This window comes from Streptococcus mitis (genome assembly GCF_946190285.1).
GTDB classification, from domain to species: domain Bacteria; phylum Bacillota; class Bacilli; order Lactobacillales; family Streptococcaceae; genus Streptococcus; species Streptococcus mitis_CP.
Window position 1 is genome coordinate 67,197 of the sequence record NZ_CAMHZX010000003.1, and the last position, 14,563, is coordinate 81,759.

23 protein-coding genes are annotated in these 14,563 nt (G+C 41.5%); 12 read left to right on the top strand and 11 right to left on the bottom strand.

The window, feature by feature from the left end; translation table 11 throughout:
* Window positions 1-70: 70 nt before the first annotated feature.
* The gene (locus N8L39_RS05565; RefSeq protein WP_005591134.1) at window positions 71-460 is read right to left on the bottom strand and encodes a nuclear transport factor 2 family protein; all 390 of its coding nucleotides are present in this window, start codon (window positions 458-460) and stop codon (window positions 71-73) included.
* Between the two features lie 150 nt (window positions 461-610).
* On the opposite strand from N8L39_RS05565, the gene N8L39_RS05570 reads away from it, so the two are divergent.
* Complete coding sequence (locus tag N8L39_RS05570) at window positions 611-958, top strand: winged helix-turn-helix transcriptional regulator (RefSeq protein WP_042900485.1); 348 nt, start codon at window positions 611-613, stop codon at window positions 956-958.
* Between the two features lie 147 nt (window positions 959-1,105).
* Window positions 1,106-1,774 (top strand): MIP/aquaporin family protein, encoded by a 669-nt coding sequence (locus N8L39_RS05575; RefSeq protein ID WP_261010373.1) that lies wholly within the window; start codon window positions 1,106-1,108, stop codon window positions 1,772-1,774.
* A 56-nt stretch (window positions 1,775-1,830) separates the two neighbouring features.
* On the opposite strand, the gene queF is transcribed toward N8L39_RS05575, so the two are convergent.
* From queF to N8L39_RS05610, 7 genes are all read right to left on the bottom strand, one after another.
* Window positions 1,831-2,322 (bottom strand): preQ(1) synthase, encoded by a 492-nt coding sequence (queF, locus tag N8L39_RS05580; RefSeq protein ID WP_261010372.1) that lies wholly within the window; start codon window positions 2,320-2,322, stop codon window positions 1,831-1,833.
* 18 nt (window positions 2,323-2,340) lie between these two features.
* Window positions 2,341-3,057, bottom strand: coding sequence for a 7-carboxy-7-deazaguanine synthase QueE (queE, locus tag N8L39_RS05585; protein WP_261010371.1), 717 nt, complete (start codon window positions 3,055-3,057; stop codon window positions 2,341-2,343).
* Window positions 3,050-3,493 carry a 6-carboxytetrahydropterin synthase QueD gene (gene queD / locus N8L39_RS05590; RefSeq protein WP_261010370.1) on the bottom strand — a complete coding sequence of 148 codons (444 nt, stop codon included), beginning with the start codon at window positions 3,491-3,493 and terminating at the stop codon, window positions 3,050-3,052. Before queD ends, queE begins: the two co-directional genes overlap by 8 nt.
* Window positions 3,493-4,146, bottom strand: coding sequence for a 7-cyano-7-deazaguanine synthase QueC (gene queC / locus N8L39_RS05595; RefSeq protein WP_261010369.1), 654 nt, complete (start codon window positions 4,144-4,146; stop codon window positions 3,493-3,495). Before queC ends, queD begins: the two co-directional genes overlap by 1 nt.
* Before the next feature lie 202 nt (window positions 4,147-4,348).
* On the bottom strand, window positions 4,349-4,663 hold the full coding sequence (gene trxA / locus N8L39_RS05600) for a thioredoxin (protein WP_001029581.1): 315 nt from the start codon (window positions 4,661-4,663) through the stop codon (window positions 4,349-4,351).
* A gap of 15 nt (window positions 4,664-4,678) precedes the next feature.
* Window positions 4,679-4,900, bottom strand: coding sequence for a DUF4649 family protein (locus N8L39_RS05605; protein WP_000570256.1), 222 nt, complete (start codon window positions 4,898-4,900; stop codon window positions 4,679-4,681).
* A 98-nt stretch (window positions 4,901-4,998) separates the two neighbouring features.
* Entirely contained in the window at window positions 4,999-5,379 is a 381-nt protein-coding gene (locus N8L39_RS05610) for a MarR family winged helix-turn-helix transcriptional regulator (protein ID WP_261010368.1), read from the bottom strand.
* 282 nt (window positions 5,380-5,661) lie between these two features.
* Between N8L39_RS05610 and N8L39_RS05615 the strand changes: the two genes are divergently transcribed.
* Both N8L39_RS05615 and N8L39_RS05620 read left to right on the top strand, forming a co-directional pair.
* Window positions 5,662-6,036, top strand: a complete 375-nt coding sequence (locus N8L39_RS05615) for a CidA/LrgA family protein (RefSeq protein ID WP_000781325.1) — start codon at window positions 5,662-5,664, stop codon at window positions 6,034-6,036.
* Window positions 6,033-6,728, top strand: coding sequence for an LrgB family protein (locus N8L39_RS05620; RefSeq protein WP_261010367.1), 696 nt, complete (start codon window positions 6,033-6,035; stop codon window positions 6,726-6,728). Before N8L39_RS05615 ends, N8L39_RS05620 begins: the two co-directional genes overlap by 4 nt.
* A 31-nt stretch (window positions 6,729-6,759) precedes the next feature.
* On the opposite strand, the gene N8L39_RS05625 is transcribed toward N8L39_RS05620, so the two are convergent.
* Genes N8L39_RS05625 through N8L39_RS05635 form a run of 3 tightly spaced genes read right to left on the bottom strand, consistent with a single transcriptional unit; the run spans window position 6,760 to window position 8,608 of the window.
* Entirely contained in the window at window positions 6,760-7,527 is a 768-nt protein-coding gene (locus N8L39_RS05625) for a hypothetical protein (RefSeq protein WP_261010366.1), read from the bottom strand.
* Window positions 7,528-7,542: 15 nt separating this feature from the next.
* Window positions 7,543-8,238 carry an ABC transporter ATP-binding protein gene (locus N8L39_RS05630; protein ID WP_000054197.1) on the bottom strand — a complete coding sequence of 232 codons (696 nt, stop codon included), beginning with the start codon at window positions 8,236-8,238 and terminating at the stop codon, window positions 7,543-7,545.
* 4 nt (window positions 8,239-8,242) lie between these two features.
* Window positions 8,243-8,608 carry a GntR family transcriptional regulator gene (locus N8L39_RS05635; RefSeq protein ID WP_000119149.1) on the bottom strand — a complete coding sequence of 122 codons (366 nt, stop codon included), beginning with the start codon at window positions 8,606-8,608 and terminating at the stop codon, window positions 8,243-8,245.
* 139 nt (window positions 8,609-8,747) lie between these two features.
* Here N8L39_RS05635 and nrdR point away from each other — a divergent pair, with 139 nt between their 5' ends.
* The 8 genes from nrdR (at window position 8,748) to N8L39_RS05675 (ending at window position 14,477) form a co-directional block, all read left to right on the top strand.
* Complete coding sequence (gene nrdR, locus N8L39_RS05640) at window positions 8,748-9,221, top strand: transcriptional regulator NrdR (protein ID WP_001203672.1); 474 nt, start codon at window positions 8,748-8,750, stop codon at window positions 9,219-9,221.
* On the top strand, window positions 9,222-10,391 hold the full coding sequence (locus N8L39_RS05645; protein ID WP_261010365.1) for a DnaD domain protein: 1,170 nt from the start codon (window positions 9,222-9,224) through the stop codon (window positions 10,389-10,391).
* Complete coding sequence (dnaI, locus tag N8L39_RS05650) at window positions 10,392-11,288, top strand: primosomal protein DnaI (protein ID WP_173267197.1); 897 nt, start codon at window positions 10,392-10,394, stop codon at window positions 11,286-11,288.
* Complete coding sequence (locus tag N8L39_RS05655) at window positions 11,285-11,998, top strand: NADPH-dependent oxidoreductase (protein ID WP_261010364.1); 714 nt, start codon at window positions 11,285-11,287, stop codon at window positions 11,996-11,998. Before dnaI ends, N8L39_RS05655 begins: the two co-directional genes overlap by 4 nt.
* Before the next feature lie 13 nt (window positions 11,999-12,011).
* The gene (gene der / locus N8L39_RS05660) at window positions 12,012-13,322 is read left to right on the top strand and encodes a ribosome biogenesis GTPase Der (protein ID WP_001207696.1); all 1,311 of its coding nucleotides are present in this window, start codon (window positions 12,012-12,014) and stop codon (window positions 13,320-13,322) included.
* An 80-nt stretch (window positions 13,323-13,402) separates the two neighbouring features.
* Window positions 13,403-13,741: a hypothetical protein gene (locus N8L39_RS05665; protein WP_261010363.1), complete on the top strand. Its 339-nt coding sequence runs from the start codon at window positions 13,403-13,405 to the stop codon at window positions 13,739-13,741.
* A 65-nt stretch (window positions 13,742-13,806) separates the two neighbouring features.
* Window positions 13,807-14,154 (top strand): hypothetical protein, encoded by a 348-nt coding sequence (locus N8L39_RS05670; protein WP_261010362.1) that lies wholly within the window; start codon window positions 13,807-13,809, stop codon window positions 14,152-14,154.
* A 32-nt stretch (window positions 14,155-14,186) separates the two neighbouring features.
* Window positions 14,187-14,477, top strand: a complete 291-nt coding sequence (locus N8L39_RS05675; RefSeq protein WP_261010361.1) for a hypothetical protein — start codon at window positions 14,187-14,189, stop codon at window positions 14,475-14,477.
* Window positions 14,478-14,563: the final 86 nt, after the last annotated feature.

Consider the following 14,563-nt stretch of genomic DNA (forward strand, 5'->3'; position numbering starts at 1 on the left):
AATCTATCGATTTTAAAAATTTATAATAAAGAATTCCTAAAATCAAAATTTTTTGTCCTGGCCTCTTTAATTATCCCCAAAAGCTATCTTCTTCAGCTTGATCTGAAGAGAAGAGCCAAACTTCTTTGATTTTTCCGTCTTCAATACGGAAGAGGTCAATCCCGTTCATATTGAGTTCAGTACCATCAGCACGTGTTCCAAGAAAAGTAACATTAGCTGCGATTAAATCCTTATTGTCAGAAACCCAATTTGTTACCACCTTAAAGGTTCCATTAGTTTTCTCAGCAAATGTAGCCAGGTGAGTTCCTAGCTTGTCCTTACCAACAACTGTACCAGATATACTATGAGTACCAGGTTGATGCCAGATAATATCGTCTGCCATCGTTTCAAAGACACCAGGAAAGTCACCAGCAATTAAAGCTTGATTATAAGCATTGAAAATTTCTAAGTTTGTTGACATATATATTCTCCATTTCTTTTTTATGATATAATTGTAACAGTTACAAACAAAAAAACAAGTAGCCACTTTTTTGATAGCTAGTATCAAAAGTAGTACTATTATTGATACTAAAAGATAAATTTTTTTTAAAAAATAGAAAGAAGATATTTTATGACAAATAAAGTGAGTGAGTATGGTATTTGTCCATTTGCGACAACGCAGAGGGTTTTAACTGGGAAATGGGCACTGGTAATCATTTATCAGTTGAGTACGGGTACCAAACGATTTAAAGAATTGCAGAGATTATTGCCTGGGATTACTCAAACTATTTTGACCCGTCATCTCCGTCAATTAGAAAAGGATAAGATTGTTCAACGAAAGGTCTATGCCGAAGTTCCACCACGAGTTGAGTACAGCTTAACCGAAATGGGGCAGGAATTCAGAGTTGTTTTAGATGCTGTCGAGAAATGGGGTCTAGATTATATCAAGTTGCTAAATGCTAGTGAGATAAGCAACTGATAAGTCCTATAGAGGAAATGTATTCTCTGTTTAATTCCTTAATTAAAAGATAGTGAGGCAAACCAGTATTTTTCCAAGCAATTTTCTTGAAACCCTTTCCCTCTTTTGATAGACTAGTATCTAGTTTTTGAAAAAAGGAGAAAGAAAATGAAAAAATTTGTTGCTGAGTTAATTGGTACGTTCATGCTTGTGTTCGTCGGAACAGGAGCTGTTGTTTTTGGAAATGGTCTTGATGGCCTTGGTCACCTAGGGATTGCCTTTGCTTTTGGTTTAGCTATCGTGGTTGCAGCCTACTCAATCGGAACTGTTTCAGGTGCTCACTTGAATCCAGCTGTTTCGATTGCTATGTTTGTAAACAAACGCTTGTCATCTTCAGAACTTGTAAACTACATCCTTGGGCAAGTTGTTGGAGCTTTCATCGCTTCTGGCGCTGTCTTCTTCCTCTTGGCGAACTCAGGTATGTCAACTGCTAGCCTTGGTGAAAATGTCTTGGCAAAAGGTGTTACTGTCTTTGGTGGATTCTTGTTTGAAGTCATCGCAACTTTCTTGTTTGTCCTAGTTATCATGACCGTGACTTCAGAAAGCAAAGGAAATGGCGCGATTGCTGGTTTGGTAATCGGTTTGTCCTTGATGGCCATGATCCTTGTTGGATTGAACATTACTGGACTTTCAGTTAACCCAGCTCGTAGCTTGGCACCAGCTGTCTTGGTAGGTGGCGCAGCCCTTCAACAAGTATGGATTTTCATCCTTGCCCCAATCGTTGGTGGGATTCTTGCAGCCCTTGTTGCGAAATACTTTCTTGGAACAGAAGAATAATTGAAACTCAAAAAGCCTTGCTCCTCAGTTTGAGGAACAGGGCTTTTCTTATTTGTTTAGCGGTTGTCAATTTTCTCTGGATAAAGGTCGTGTTGGAAGAGGCGTTGTTCTGCCAAGCCTTCATACTTAGTTCCAGGCTTACCGTAGTTGTAGTAGGGGTCGATTGAGATGCCACCGCGCGGAGTGAATTTTCCCCAGACTTCTAAATAGCGAGGGTCTAGCAAGTTGACCAAGTCTTTCCCGATGGTGTTGATACAGTTTTCGTGGAAATCTCCGTGGTTTCGGTAGCTAAAGAGGTAGAGTTTGAGGGATTTTGACTCAACACAGAGCTTGTCAGGAATGTAGGAAATATAAATGGTCGCAAAGTCTGGCTGAGCAGTGATTGGACACAGTGAGGTAAATTCTGGGCAGTTAAATTTGATGAAATAGTCATTTTCCACATGACGATTGTCAAAGGATTCCAGGACTTCTGGTTGATACTCGAAAATGTAGTTGGTTTCTTTGTTGCCTAATAGGCTTAGGTTTTTCAATTCTTCTTGTTGTGACATGATTTTTTCTTTCTAATCTTAAACACCACGTTGGTTGTCGTAGAGGAGGGTATGGAGTTGAGGAAGGACACGGACATTGCCCCAGCTATCGTCAGCAGCGACGCGTTCCCAGAGTTCTTTGAGGCGGTCCAGTTGGTCTTGGACAATATTTCCTGTAGCCTTGGGCTCAGGATTTCCAGCCGATAAGAAGAGAACATCTGGTTGGTAGCGCTCTTGAATGCCTTTGGCAAAGGCCAAATCGGCATCATCAAAGACAGGGATTTTAAAGGTGACCTTGTTTGGGTCCAATTGGGAAACGATAAAGTCCAAGGTCTCAAAGTTTACTTCCATCTTAGATGAAGGAGGTTTGGGACTCAGAGTAACCTGGTCGATGTCTTTTAACCAATTTTGCCAGCGGGAGCCTTGGGTCTCGACAGCAAGGGTGACCCCACGTTCCTTGAGCTTGGTGACCAGTTCAGCCATGTTGGCTGCTAGGATAGCGGGATTTCCGCCAGACAGGGTTACATAGTCGTAGCTCCCTAGTTTATCCAAGGCAGCAATGACCTCGTCAGCTGTCATGCGAGTTGGTTTTTCAGAACCATCCCAAGTAAAGGCAGAATCGCACCAGTCGCAGTGGTAGTCGCAACCGGCAGTGCGGACAAACATGGTTTTTTGCCCGATAGCACGACCTTCACCTTGAAAGGTTGGGCCAAAGATTTCCAGAACTGGTAGTTTGAGGACACGTTCCCTAGTCATCTAACCACTCCCGTCTATACTCTGCAAAAGAAGTCGGAGTTTCATAGAGGCGGACGTATTCCAAACGAAGACCGCGCTCGTCAGGTAACTCTTGACTCATGGTTTGGAAAATCCAGTAAACCATATTTTCAGCAGTCGTGTTCATATAGGGAAGAGTTTCATTGAGATAGCGATGATCCAAGTGGGGTTCTAAGTAGTTCTTGTAGATCGCTTTGATGTCTCCGAAATCGTAGGTCATGCCACGTTCATCTAAAAATCCACTGACAGCAATCTGCAGATGATAGGTATGGCCGTGCAGGGACTTACATTTTCCCTCATAGTGAAAGAGGTGGTGGGCAGCATCAAAGGTAAACTCTTTTGATACCAAGGTTCTGTGAGGATTGTAGACAAGAGATTCCCCAGTTTCCTGTTTGATTTCTTTGGGTGCAAAAAACATTAGCCTTCTCCTTTCTGCGAGAGATAAACATCTAGACCATGCTGACGTAGGTGGCAGGCTGGGCAATCTCCACAGCCACTGCCGATAATCCCGTTGTAGCAGGTCAAGGTCTTTTCACGAACATAGTCAAAGGCACCGAGTTGGTCGGCTAATTCCCAAGTTTCAGCCTTGTCTAGCCACATGAGAGGCGTTTGGATAACAAAGTCGTAATCCATGGCAAGGTTGAGAGTAACATTGAGAGATTTGACAAAGACATCTCGACAATCAGGGTAGCCTGAGAAGTCTGTCTCGCAAACACCTGTCACGATGTCTTTAATGCCACGTTGTTTGGCAAGAACCGCCGCAAAGGATAGAAAGAGGTGGTTGCGACCGTCAACGAAGGTATTGGGCACTTCTCCCTCTTTTTGCTCAATCTCCATATCAGAGGTCAAGGCATTTTCAGTGATTTGCCCCAGCAGAGACATATCTAAGATGTGATGACGAATGCCTTGTTCCTTAGCGATTTCTTCAGCAACTTGAATTTCGAGATGATGGCGCTGGCCATAGGCAAAGGTGACAGCTTCGACTGTTTCATAATGTTTTTTAGCCCAAAAGAGGCAGGTTGTGGAATCTTGACCGCCACTAAAGACGACCAAGGCTGATTGACGTTTCATAGTACTCCTTCCAAAATGGGAAATGTTCAGAGCACGCAAAAAGCTCCCATGAGGGAGCTAAAAAATACCAAGTAAAGGTTTTTTTTAGCGATGGCATGTCCCAAACATCGTAATATTCTACCTACAGTCTAGCATATTTTTTGAAAAATGGCAAAGGGCAAGAAAAAAAGAGACCAAAGAAAGTAATTGGTCTCTAATGTGATTAGCTCAATTCAGCAACGATAGCCTTGATTTGTTCTGCAGTGTGAACACCAGCAACTTGTTTTACCACTTGGCCGTCTTTTTTGAAGAGAAGTGTTGGAATAGACATGATTCCAAAGGCACGAGCTGTGTTTGGGTTTTCATCAACGTCCATTTTAACGATTTTCAAGACATCTTCTGAAAGTTCTTCAGACAATTTGTCCAAGATTGGACCTTGCATACGACATGGACCACACCAAGTTGCCCAGAAGTCTACCAAGACCAAACCGTCTTTTGTTTCTTGTTCGAATGTTGCATCTGTAATTGCTTTTGCCATTGTATTTCTCCTTTTTTAGTTATATTGGCTTAAATCTTGTTTCATGAGATAGAAGAAGACATCTCCATAAGTCCCATGGTAGTCCAAATCATGACCGTTGTAAGTTAATTTTTGGACTGGGTAGTAGTCTGCGACGCCGATAAGGCAAGCTTGTTGTGAACGATCAAAATCTTCATAAGACTCGAAAGTCACAGTTCTTTCGTTCTTGCTGGCATCTAGATAGGTAATTTCAATCATTTTAAAAACTCCTTTGTTTAATGATGACTTTATTTTACTCCTTGTAAAAGAGAATGTCAAGAAAAATGATTGCGCACGCAACTTTTTTTAAAATCATCTTAAATCAAGAAATCCAAACCAGTTTCCAAGCTTTCTTCGACAGCCTTTTGTAGCGAGGCTAGTGTCTTTTGCCCATCATTTGTCAGGCAGATAAAGCTAGAGCGCCTATCTTGATCGCAACATCTGCGACTGAGTAGACCGCAATTTTTAGCTTCCAAGCGAGCCACCATCCGAGAAACAGCGCTCGGACTCAGATGAAGTTTATCTGGCAGGTCAATCTGGCGTAGAGACTTTTCTTGAGCCAAGTCCAGATAGTAGAGCAGGTAAAACTCTTTCAAAGTCAGACTTTGGTCACTCTGCTGGGCAATGGTCTCTTCCAAGAGACCTTCAATTTCTTTTTGCCGACGATTGAAGTCAAACCATTTTTCCAAATAGGTCATAGTATCTCCTTTCTTTTTAGAATTATAAATAGAAGAAAGTCCATTCACGGACGATCTCTACATCACAAGATGATTGCGCATGCAATAATTATACTACTTTTCAAGAAGGCTGGCAAGAAGGACGCTGAAATCTTTGATCCTAAATTAGGCCTGTTTTCACAAGTCTTTAATTGCCTGTATCCCCTTTCTTCTCTAATTTTCATCAACTCTTGTGCATTTCCTTGAAATTTTCTGAAAAAAGAGTAAACTGGTATGCAAGAAGTCTATTTCGTGGAGTTTAGGATGAAATTATATGTTCAATTAATGATTCTCTTTGTGATTTCTCTAATCGGAGAGGGGATTTCCAGTTTCTTTCATTTGCCCATCCCAGGCAGTATTATCGGTTTGATTATTCTCTTTCTAGCCCTACAGTTTAAGTGGCTGAGAACCAGACATGTCAACATGGTTGGGAATTTCTTGCTGGCCAATATGACCATTCTCTTTTTGCCACCAGCAGTGGGAATCATGGAAAAGTTTGATGTGATTGCTCCCTATCTCTTGCCCATTGTTTTGATTGTCTTTTTTGCGGCTGTTATCAATATTATCCTCATTGCCTTGGTGGTTCAGTTTATCAAACGACGGTTTGAGGGAGATTATGAGAAAGGAGATGCCAAATGAGTGAATTTGTTTCCAATCCCCTGTTCGGGCTTGCCCTGTCTATCCTAGCCTATCTAGTGGGAATGCTGATTTACAGACGTTTTCCCCATCCATTGACAACGCCCTTGCTTTTGTCAGCTGTTTTTATTATCATCTTTCTAAAGTTGACAGGTATTTCTTACCAAGATTACTACCAAGGTGGGGTTTATCTGAACAACTTGATTGTCCCATCGACAGTGGCTCTGGGGATTCCGCTTTATAAGAGTTTTCATTTGATGAAGCACCATGCTCGGAGTATTCTCTTTGGTAGTTTGTTAGCGGTAGTGGTTAATACCTCTTTCACAGCACTTGTAGCTAAAATCTTTGGCATGGACTTTTTCCTAGCCATTTCTCTCTTTCCTAAGTCAGTGACAACCGCCATGGCAGTGGGGATCACAGAGAAATTGCAAGGTTTGACGACTGTGACTTTGGTTGTCGTAGTGGCGACTGGGATTTTAACTAGTGTGATCGGCCCAACCCTTTTGAAGTGGATGAAAATTTATGATCCAGTAGCAGTCGGGCTTTCCCTCGGAGGAACAGGGCATGCAGTCGGAACAGGAACGGCCTTTCGATACGGCTCTGTAGCAGGAGCCATGGGTGGCTTAGCTATCGGTGTCACTGGTATTCTCTACGTCTTTGTCAGTCCAATAGTAGCCAATTTGATATTGAGTTAAATCAAAACCCAGCTTTTTAGCTGGGCATTTTTTATTGCAAATTAACCTTGTTTTTCAAGATGTGATAAGTTCCTAGATAGTAGATGGCTATAAGAATAACTTCTTCCAGAATAGTCATGATAATGCCCATCTGGAACTGATCAGCTCCTCCAGTGGTTGATGGGAAGTAGAAACCAGGGTTAGAACGATAGAAGAGTTCAATAAAGCCAACGACGATTTGGATACCAATGTAGGCTACAATTGACAGTGCAGTACGGTATTCATTGAAAAGCTGTCCAATGGAAATTGCCAAGTAGATGCAGAGGATTCCAGAAATGGTATTTAGTAGGAAGGATACCCCCATAAGAGAGAGTTGAGGGAGGTGTGTTTCTATAAATGGAATCAAGTCAGAAGTTGCAAACCAATCTGGAGCCGTAAGGGTCAGAACAATGAAAGCACTGATTGCTAGTACAGTAGTGCTGACAATAGACCAGATAAAGGCACCGACTAGTTTGGCTGAGATGATATAATGTTCAGAAACTGGCAAGGTCAAAGTCAGATAACCTTGTCGGTCATAGACACTACCTTTGAAGCGTTTGATAATCAAGAAAAGAGTTGAAATCCCAAGTGTAATTATCAAGCCACCAAAGACGAGAGCCAGAAAGATAAATAGGAAAGGTTGGCTATCTTTGAAAGATATATAATTATAGTAGTGGCCTTGCATTCCCAGGGGAACGGAAAGGACTAGAACAGCAGCGTAGAGGGCTAAATACCACTTGTTAACATTTTTAAATTCGTAGCGAACTAAATTCCAAAACATAATAATCTCCTTTGCTTAGGCTTTAAATTCCTGACGGAAGAGTTGGTCAATGGATTCACCTGACTCATAGCGAATGTCATCTACATTTCCTTGACGGACGACTTTTCCGTCCTTAAGGAAGACAATTTCATCCAAGATTGGCTCGATATCAGAAATCAAGTGGGTAGAAATCAAAACGGTAGAAGTTGGGGAGTAGTTGTTGATAATGGTATTGAGGATATACTCACGGGCTGCTGGGTCCACTCCACCAATGGGTTCATCCAGAACATAGAGACGAGCATCACGGCTCATAACCAAAATCAGTTGTACCTTTTCCTTATTCCCTTTTGATAATTTCTTGAGACGACTATTTTCATCAATACCTAGGTCTGCAAGTAGATGATGGGCACGTTCAAGATTGAAATCTTTATAGAAGGTCTTGAAGTAGGTTAGGGCTTCTTTGACCTTCATTTGCTCATTGAGATAGGTCGTATCAGGCAAATAAGCTACGATGGCCTTGGTTGCTGGACTTGGGTCCATGTCGTTGATGAGGACACGTCCTTGATCTGGTTGTAAGAGGCCATTGATTAGTTTAATCAGGGTTGTTTTTCCTGAGCCGTTTGGCCCAAGGAGACCAACAATTTTTCCAGCTGGGATGTCAAGGGAAACATTTTCAAGAGCTGGGGTTGCTCCATAAGATTTGGATACATTTTCAAATGCTAGTAATGACATAGGCTTAAACTCCTTTAATATAATCGCCGACTACGCCTGGTAGTTCTTCTTTTTCATAGCCAAAATGGGTCATGGAGGAAACGAAGTGTTCCAATTCTTCTTCTGATAATTGTTTGCGCGATTGGGCGATCAGCTCCTTATCTTCAGTCACAAATCGTCCAGTTGTGCGCTTGCTGTAGACAAATCCTTCTCGTTCAAGGTCTGACAAGGCTCTTTGGATGGTGTTTGGATTGACACCAGCCTCGCTAGCTAGCTCTCTCACGGTTGGAAGTTGTTGATTGGGTTCCAGTGTATGGGAAACAATCTGAAGCTTGATTTTCTCCATAATCTGTAAATAGATAGGTTTTTTGTTGTCAAATGTCCAGGACATCTTGGTCTCCTTTCTTTTATCCTTTTGTCTTAATTAAATAATACAACAAAACAAAAAACTTGTCAAGCAAAAAGAAGAATTGTTTTGGGAATCGTTTAAAAAATGGTATAATGAAAAGAAAACGATAAGGAGGGAAAGGATGCGTTGTCCAAAATGTGGGGCTACAAAGTCAAGTGTTATCGATAGTCGCCAAGCAGAAGAAGGGAACACCATTCGTAGAAGACGTGAGTGCGATGAATGCCAGCACCGTTTTACAACCTATGAACGGGTAGAAGAAAGAACCTTAGTGGTTGTTAAAAAAGATGGCACACGGGAACAATTCTCCAGAGATAAAATCTTTAATGGAATTATCCGCTCAGCCCAGAAACGTCCTGTGTCAAGTGATGAAATCAACATGGTAGTCAATCGTATCGAACAGAAACTCCGTGGTCGAAATGAAAATGAAATTCAAAGTGAGGACATTGGTTCACTCGTCATGGAGGAGTTGGCTGAGTTGGACGAGATTACCTATGTGCGTTTTGCCAGTGTCTATCGTAGTTTTAAGGATGTCAGTGAGCTAGAGAGCCTGCTCCAACAAATCACCCAGTCCTCTAAAAAGAAAAAGGAAAGATAAATGAAGCCAATTGACCGTTTTTCTTATTTAAAGAATAATCGGGTGTCGCAAGATACCTCATCTCTGGTACAGTGCTACCTCCCGATTATCGGTCAGGAGGCACTGAGCCTTTATCTTTATACAATCAGTTTTTGGGATAATGGTAGAAAGGAATATCTTTTTTCAAGCATTCTTAACCATCTCAACTTTGGGATGGACAGACTTTTAAAATCCTTGAAAATCCTATCTGCTTTCAATCTCTTGACTCTCTACCAAAAGGGGGATGTTTATCAGCTAGCCCTCCATGCTCCTCTATCTAGTCAAGACTTCTTGAAGCATCCTGTTTATCGCAGACTTTTGGAGAAAAAGATTGGCGATGCAGCTGTGGAGGATTTGAAAGTTGAGAGTGCTGAGGGAGAAGAAATACCTGTCTCACTCAATCAAGTCTTTCCAGATTTGGCAGAACTAGGAAGTCAAGAAGACCTTGGTCTCAAGAAGAAAGTGGCCAACGATTTTGACTTGGACCATTTTCGTCAGCTTATGGCTAGAGATGGGCTTCGTTTTGCGGATGAGCAGTCCGATGTCTTAAACCTCTTTGCCATTGCTGAGGAGAAGAAATGGACTTGGTTTGAAACCTATCAATTGGCCAAGTCAACAGCTGTTTCCCAGGTTATTTCAACCAAGCGTATGCGAGAAAAAATTGCTCAAAAACCGATTTCCTCTGACTTTAGTCCTAAGGAAACGACCATTATCAAAGAAGCCAAAAGTAAAACGGCCTTGCAGTTCTTGGCAGAAATCAAGCAAACACGCAAGGGGACCATTACCCAAACAGAAAGAGAACTCTTGCAACAGATGGCTGGCTTGGGCTTACTGGACGAAGTCATCAATATCATTCTCTTGTTGACCTTTAATAAAGTAGATTCGGCAAATATCAATGAGAAATATGCCATGAAGGTAGCCAATGATTACGCCTATCAAAAGATTCATTCGGCAGAAGAGGCAGTTCTTCGGATCCGTGAGCGAGGACAGAAGAGCCAGGCTCAAAAAAGCAGTAAACTCAGTCCTACCAAGTCCAATGTACCCAAGTGGAGTAATCCAGATTATAAAAATGAAACCAGCGAGGAAACTCGTCTGGAACTAGAACGTAAGAAACAAGAACTATTAGCTCGATTAGAAAAAGGAGGAGATTAGATGGAAAGTGTCGGAGACGTACTCAAACGTCAACCTAGCCGTTTTCATTATCAAGATTTGGTCCAGAAAATCATGAAGGATCCTGATGTTGCGGCCTTTATCCAGCAAGAATCCCTTACTCCAGAGGAATTGAATCGCAGTATCTCCAAATTTAATCAGTACATCACCGAGCGCGATAAGTTTCTCCGTGGAGATACAGATTATATTGCCAAAGGCTACAAGCCGATTTTGGTTATGAATCATGGCTATGCGGATGTTTCTTACGAAGAAACTCCTGAACTAATCGCAGCGGAAAAAGAAGCGGCTATTAAGAATCGTCTCAAGTTAATCAATCTGCCAGCCAGTCTCAAAAAAGCTAGTTTAGCTCAAGTGGACTTGGATGATTTGGGGCGCTTGCCAGTTTTTGAAAAGCTACTAGCCTTCGTGGAGCAATATCCAGCTATTCGAAAAGGTCTTTACCTATATGGAGACTTTGGTGTGGGTAAAAGTTTCATGGTGGCTGCCTTGGCTCATGATTTATCAGAAAAACGCGGTGTTTCATCAACTCTCCTCCACTATCCTAGCTTTGTCATTGATGCAAAAAATGCCATCAGTGATGGCAATGTCAAGACCTTGGTGGATGAGATTAAGCTTTCTGAAGTCCTGATTTTAGATGATATTGGTGCCGAGCAATCAACAGCTTGGGTGCGGGATGAAATCCTGCAAGTCATTCTCCAATATCGGATGCAGGAAAATTTACCGACCTTTTTCACATCCAACTTCAACTTTGAAGAATTGGAGCTGCATTTTGCTAAAGGGAAACATGGAAATGACGAAACCTGGGAAGCCAGACGGGTCATGGAACGAATCCGTTATTTGGCTGAGGAGACTCGTTTAGAAGGAGTGAACCGTCGATGACAGAAACGATTAAACTGATGAAAGCTCATAAGTCTGTTCGAAGATTTAAGGAGCAAGCCCTTCCTCAGGAAGACTTGACTGAAATCCTGACAGCAGCCCAGATGGCCTCGTCTTGGAAGAATTTCCAATCCTACTCTGTGATTGTAGTGCGAAGTCAAGAAAAGAAGGATGCCTTGTATGAATTGGTGCCTCAAGAAGCTATTCGCCAGTCAGCTGTTTTCCTTCTCTTTGTCGGAGATTTGAACCGAGCGGAAAAGGGAGCACGATTTCATACCGATACATTCCAACCTCAAGGGGTGGAAGGTCTCTTGATTAGTTCGGTAGATGCGGCTCTTGCTGGACAAAATGCTTTACTAGCAGCTGAAAGTTTGGGCTATGGTGGTGTCATTATTGGTTTGGTGCGTTACAAGTCAGAAGAAGTGGCAGAGCTTTTTAACCTGCCTGACTACACCTATCCTGTCTTTGGGATGGCACTAGGTTTACCAAATGAAGAGCATGAAGTCAAACCTCGCTTGCCATTGAATCAAGTGGTATTTGAGGAAGAATATCAGGAACAAACCGTTGATGTGATCGAGGCTTATGACCGTGTACAGGCGAACTATGCTGGGGCGCGTGCGACCACAAGCTGGAGTCAGCGCCTAGCAGAACAGTTTGGTCAAGCTGAACCAAGCTCAACTAGAAAAAATCTTGAACAGAAGAAGTTATTGTAGAAAGTGAGAAATTATGGCCCTACCAACTATTGCCATTGTAGGACGTCCCAATGTTGGGAAATCAACCCTATTTAATCGGATCGCTGGTGAGCGAATCTCCATTGTAGAAGATGTCGAAGGAGTAACACGTGACCGTATCTATGCAACGGGTGAGTGGCTCAATCGCTCTTTTAGCATGATTGATACAGGAGGAATCGATGATGTCGATGCTCCTTTCATGGAACAAATCAAGCACCAGGCAGAAATTGCTATGGAAGAAGCCGATGTTATCGTCTTTGTCGTGTCTGGTAAGGAAGGAATTACCGATGCAGACGAATATGTAGCCCGTAAACTTTATAAGACCCACAAACCAGTTATCCTCGCAGTTAACAAGGTGGACAACCCTGAGATGCGAAATGATATCTATGATTTCTATGCTCTCGGTTTGGGTGAACCATTGCCAATCTCATCTGTCCATGGGATCGGTACAGGGGATGTGCTAGATGCTATCGTAGAAAATCTTCCAAATGAATATGAAGAAGAAAATCCAGATGTGATTAAGTTTAGCTTGATTGGTCGTCCAAACGTTGGAAAGTCAAGTTTGATCAATGCTATCTTGGGAGAAGACCGTGTCATTGCTAGTCCTGTTGCTGGAACAACGCGTGACGCTATTGATACCCACTTTACAGATACAGATGGTCAAGAGTTTACCATGATTGATACGGCTGGTATGCGTAAGTCTGGTAAGGTTTATGAAAATACCGAGAAATACTCTGTTATGCGTGCCATGCGTGCTATTGACCGTTCAGATGTGGTCTTAATGGTCATCAATGCGGAAGAAGGCATTCGTGAATACGATAAGCGTATCGCAGGATTTGCCCATGAAGCTGGTAAAGGGATGATTATCGTGGTCAACAAGTGGGACACGCTTGAAAAAGACAACCACACTATGAAAAACTGGGAAGAAGATATCCGTGAGCAGTTCCAATACCTGCCTTACGCACCGATTATCTTTGTATCAGCTTTGACCAAGCAACGTCTCCACAAACTCCCTGAGATGATCAAACAAATCAGCGAAAGTCAAAACACACGTATTCCATCAGCTGTCTTGAACGATGTGATTATGGATGCTATTGCCATTAACCCAACACCGACAGACAAAGGTAAACGCCTCAAGATTTTCTACGCGACCCAAGTGGCAACCAAACCACCAACCTTTGTTATCTTTGTCAACGAAGAAGAACTCATGCACTTTTCTTACCTGCGTTTCTTGGAAAATCAAATCCGCAAGGCCTTTGTTTTTGAGGGAACACCGATTCATCTCATCGCAAGAAAACGTAAATAAAAAAGTAGAATCTGGAATGACATTTCCAGATTTTTTTGATAGAATGAAGGTAAAGAAAACGCTATCAAAAAGAGGTGTCGATGATGGAACATTTGTTTAAATTCTTACTTTTAGCACCTTACTTTTATTTTGATAACTGGATTGAAAAGGCCAACAGAAATAGTAAATTTTTCCCAATTTTTTACTATTTTTACTGGTTTTACATCCCCCTCTATACTCTTTTTAGCCTTGCTTGGACAGTTTTTTCAGTCCTGTTTTTCAATATCCTATTGAGAAATGTGGCAGACATCAAGTCTTGGGGCATTTGGCTATTATTACTACTCATTGCTTTTTCCAGTTCTTGGTTAACCTATATCTTTTTCAAAAAAATGCTTCGCTTGAGACGGGAACTGGGGAAGTCTAAAGGTGGAAGGCATTGATTTATATTGGTAAGAACATTTAATAGAACGAAACTAAAGAAAACAATTTTAAAGAGGAGGTGTCGATGATGAGATTGTCCTTTAATTGGTTTCATTTGATACTCTTATTTCCTTGTTTATATTTTTTCTATTGGATAGACAATGCTGACAGAAACAGTAAAATTTTCCCCATCTTATACTATTTTTACTGGATTTATATTTCCCTTTTAGCTCTGTTTAGCTTGGATATGACAATTTTTTCATTCTTATTTTTCCCTTTTGTTCTAGATTATGTATCAGATGCTAGTGATTGGGGCATTTGGTTTCTTTTTATTCTGCTAGCTATTGGTATGAATAGGTTAACTTATTTCTGTTTCAAAAAAATGCTTAGACTAAGAAAGGAGTTAGGAAAGTCTAAGGGTGGAAGGCATTGATTTATATGGTTTTTATTGATAGGAGGTAGCTTATGGAACATCTAAAATCATTTATTACACGCTATTCTAAGGTCTATATTGGTTTAGTTCTGTTGATCTGGATTGCTTTCTTCTTTCTTCCTTGGGGCAGTCCGATTCTGGGGGGGAAGATTGACCTCTTCAACATACAGAAAGTCTTGCTAGTTTTTGGTATTCTGTCTATTTTGATGGCCTTGCTGTCCAAGAAAGTCAGTCTCTTTGTTTTTGGATTGATCTGCTGTTTTTCTCTTTGGATAAATCTATTTATCCTATTTGCGATTTTGCCGATTTTTGTTGGCAATTAAAGCATCATAAAAGTCAGAGAGGTTAGCTTGGAAACTAGCCTCTTTTTCCTTTTCAAAATGGGGATTCTTCCTTGAAAATAATCAGT

Coding starts and splice junctions, on each gene's coding strand:
- N8L39_RS05565 (WP_005591134.1), bottom strand. CDS start 460: ATGTCAACAAACTTAGAAATTTTCAATGCTTATAATCAAGCTTTAATT.
- N8L39_RS05570 (WP_042900485.1), top strand. CDS start 611: ATGACAAATAAAGTGAGTGAGTATGGTATTTGTCCATTTGCGACAACG.
- N8L39_RS05575 (WP_261010373.1), top strand. CDS start 1,106: ATGAAAAAATTTGTTGCTGAGTTAATTGGTACGTTCATGCTTGTGTTC.
- queF (WP_261010372.1), bottom strand. CDS start 2,322: ATGTCACAACAAGAAGAATTGAAAAACCTAAGCCTATTAGGCAACAAA.
- queE (WP_261010371.1), bottom strand. CDS start 3,057: ATGACTAGGGAACGTGTCCTCAAACTACCAGTTCTGGAAATCTTTGGC.
- queD (WP_261010370.1), bottom strand. CDS start 3,493: ATGTTTTTTGCACCCAAAGAAATCAAACAGGAAACTGGGGAATCTCTT.
- queC (WP_261010369.1), bottom strand. CDS start 4,146: ATGAAACGTCAATCAGCCTTGGTCGTCTTTAGTGGCGGTCAAGATTCC.
- trxA (WP_001029581.1), bottom strand. CDS start 4,663: ATGGCAAAAGCAATTACAGATGCAACATTCGAACAAGAAACAAAAGAC.
- N8L39_RS05605 (WP_000570256.1), bottom strand. CDS start 4,900: ATGATTGAAATTACCTATCTAGATGCCAGCAAGAACGAAAGAACTGTG.
- N8L39_RS05610 (WP_261010368.1), bottom strand. CDS start 5,379: ATGACCTATTTGGAAAAATGGTTTGACTTCAATCGTCGGCAAAAAGAA.
- N8L39_RS05615 (WP_000781325.1), top strand. CDS start 5,662: ATGAAATTATATGTTCAATTAATGATTCTCTTTGTGATTTCTCTAATC.
- N8L39_RS05620 (WP_261010367.1), top strand. CDS start 6,033: ATGAGTGAATTTGTTTCCAATCCCCTGTTCGGGCTTGCCCTGTCTATC.
- N8L39_RS05625 (WP_261010366.1), bottom strand. CDS start 7,527: ATGTTTTGGAATTTAGTTCGCTACGAATTTAAAAATGTTAACAAGTGG.
- N8L39_RS05630 (WP_000054197.1), bottom strand. CDS start 8,238: ATGTCATTACTAGCATTTGAAAATGTATCCAAATCTTATGGAGCAACC.
- N8L39_RS05635 (WP_000119149.1), bottom strand. CDS start 8,608: ATGTCCTGGACATTTGACAACAAAAAACCTATCTATTTACAGATTATG.
- nrdR (WP_001203672.1), top strand. CDS start 8,748: ATGCGTTGTCCAAAATGTGGGGCTACAAAGTCAAGTGTTATCGATAGT.
- N8L39_RS05645 (WP_261010365.1), top strand. CDS start 9,222: ATGAAGCCAATTGACCGTTTTTCTTATTTAAAGAATAATCGGGTGTCG.
- dnaI (WP_173267197.1), top strand. CDS start 10,392: ATGGAAAGTGTCGGAGACGTACTCAAACGTCAACCTAGCCGTTTTCAT.
- N8L39_RS05655 (WP_261010364.1), top strand. CDS start 11,285: ATGACAGAAACGATTAAACTGATGAAAGCTCATAAGTCTGTTCGAAGA.
- der (WP_001207696.1), top strand. CDS start 12,012: ATGGCCCTACCAACTATTGCCATTGTAGGACGTCCCAATGTTGGGAAA.
- N8L39_RS05665 (WP_261010363.1), top strand. CDS start 13,403: ATGATGGAACATTTGTTTAAATTCTTACTTTTAGCACCTTACTTTTAT.
- N8L39_RS05670 (WP_261010362.1), top strand. CDS start 13,807: ATGATGAGATTGTCCTTTAATTGGTTTCATTTGATACTCTTATTTCCT.
- N8L39_RS05675 (WP_261010361.1), top strand. CDS start 14,187: ATGGAACATCTAAAATCATTTATTACACGCTATTCTAAGGTCTATATT.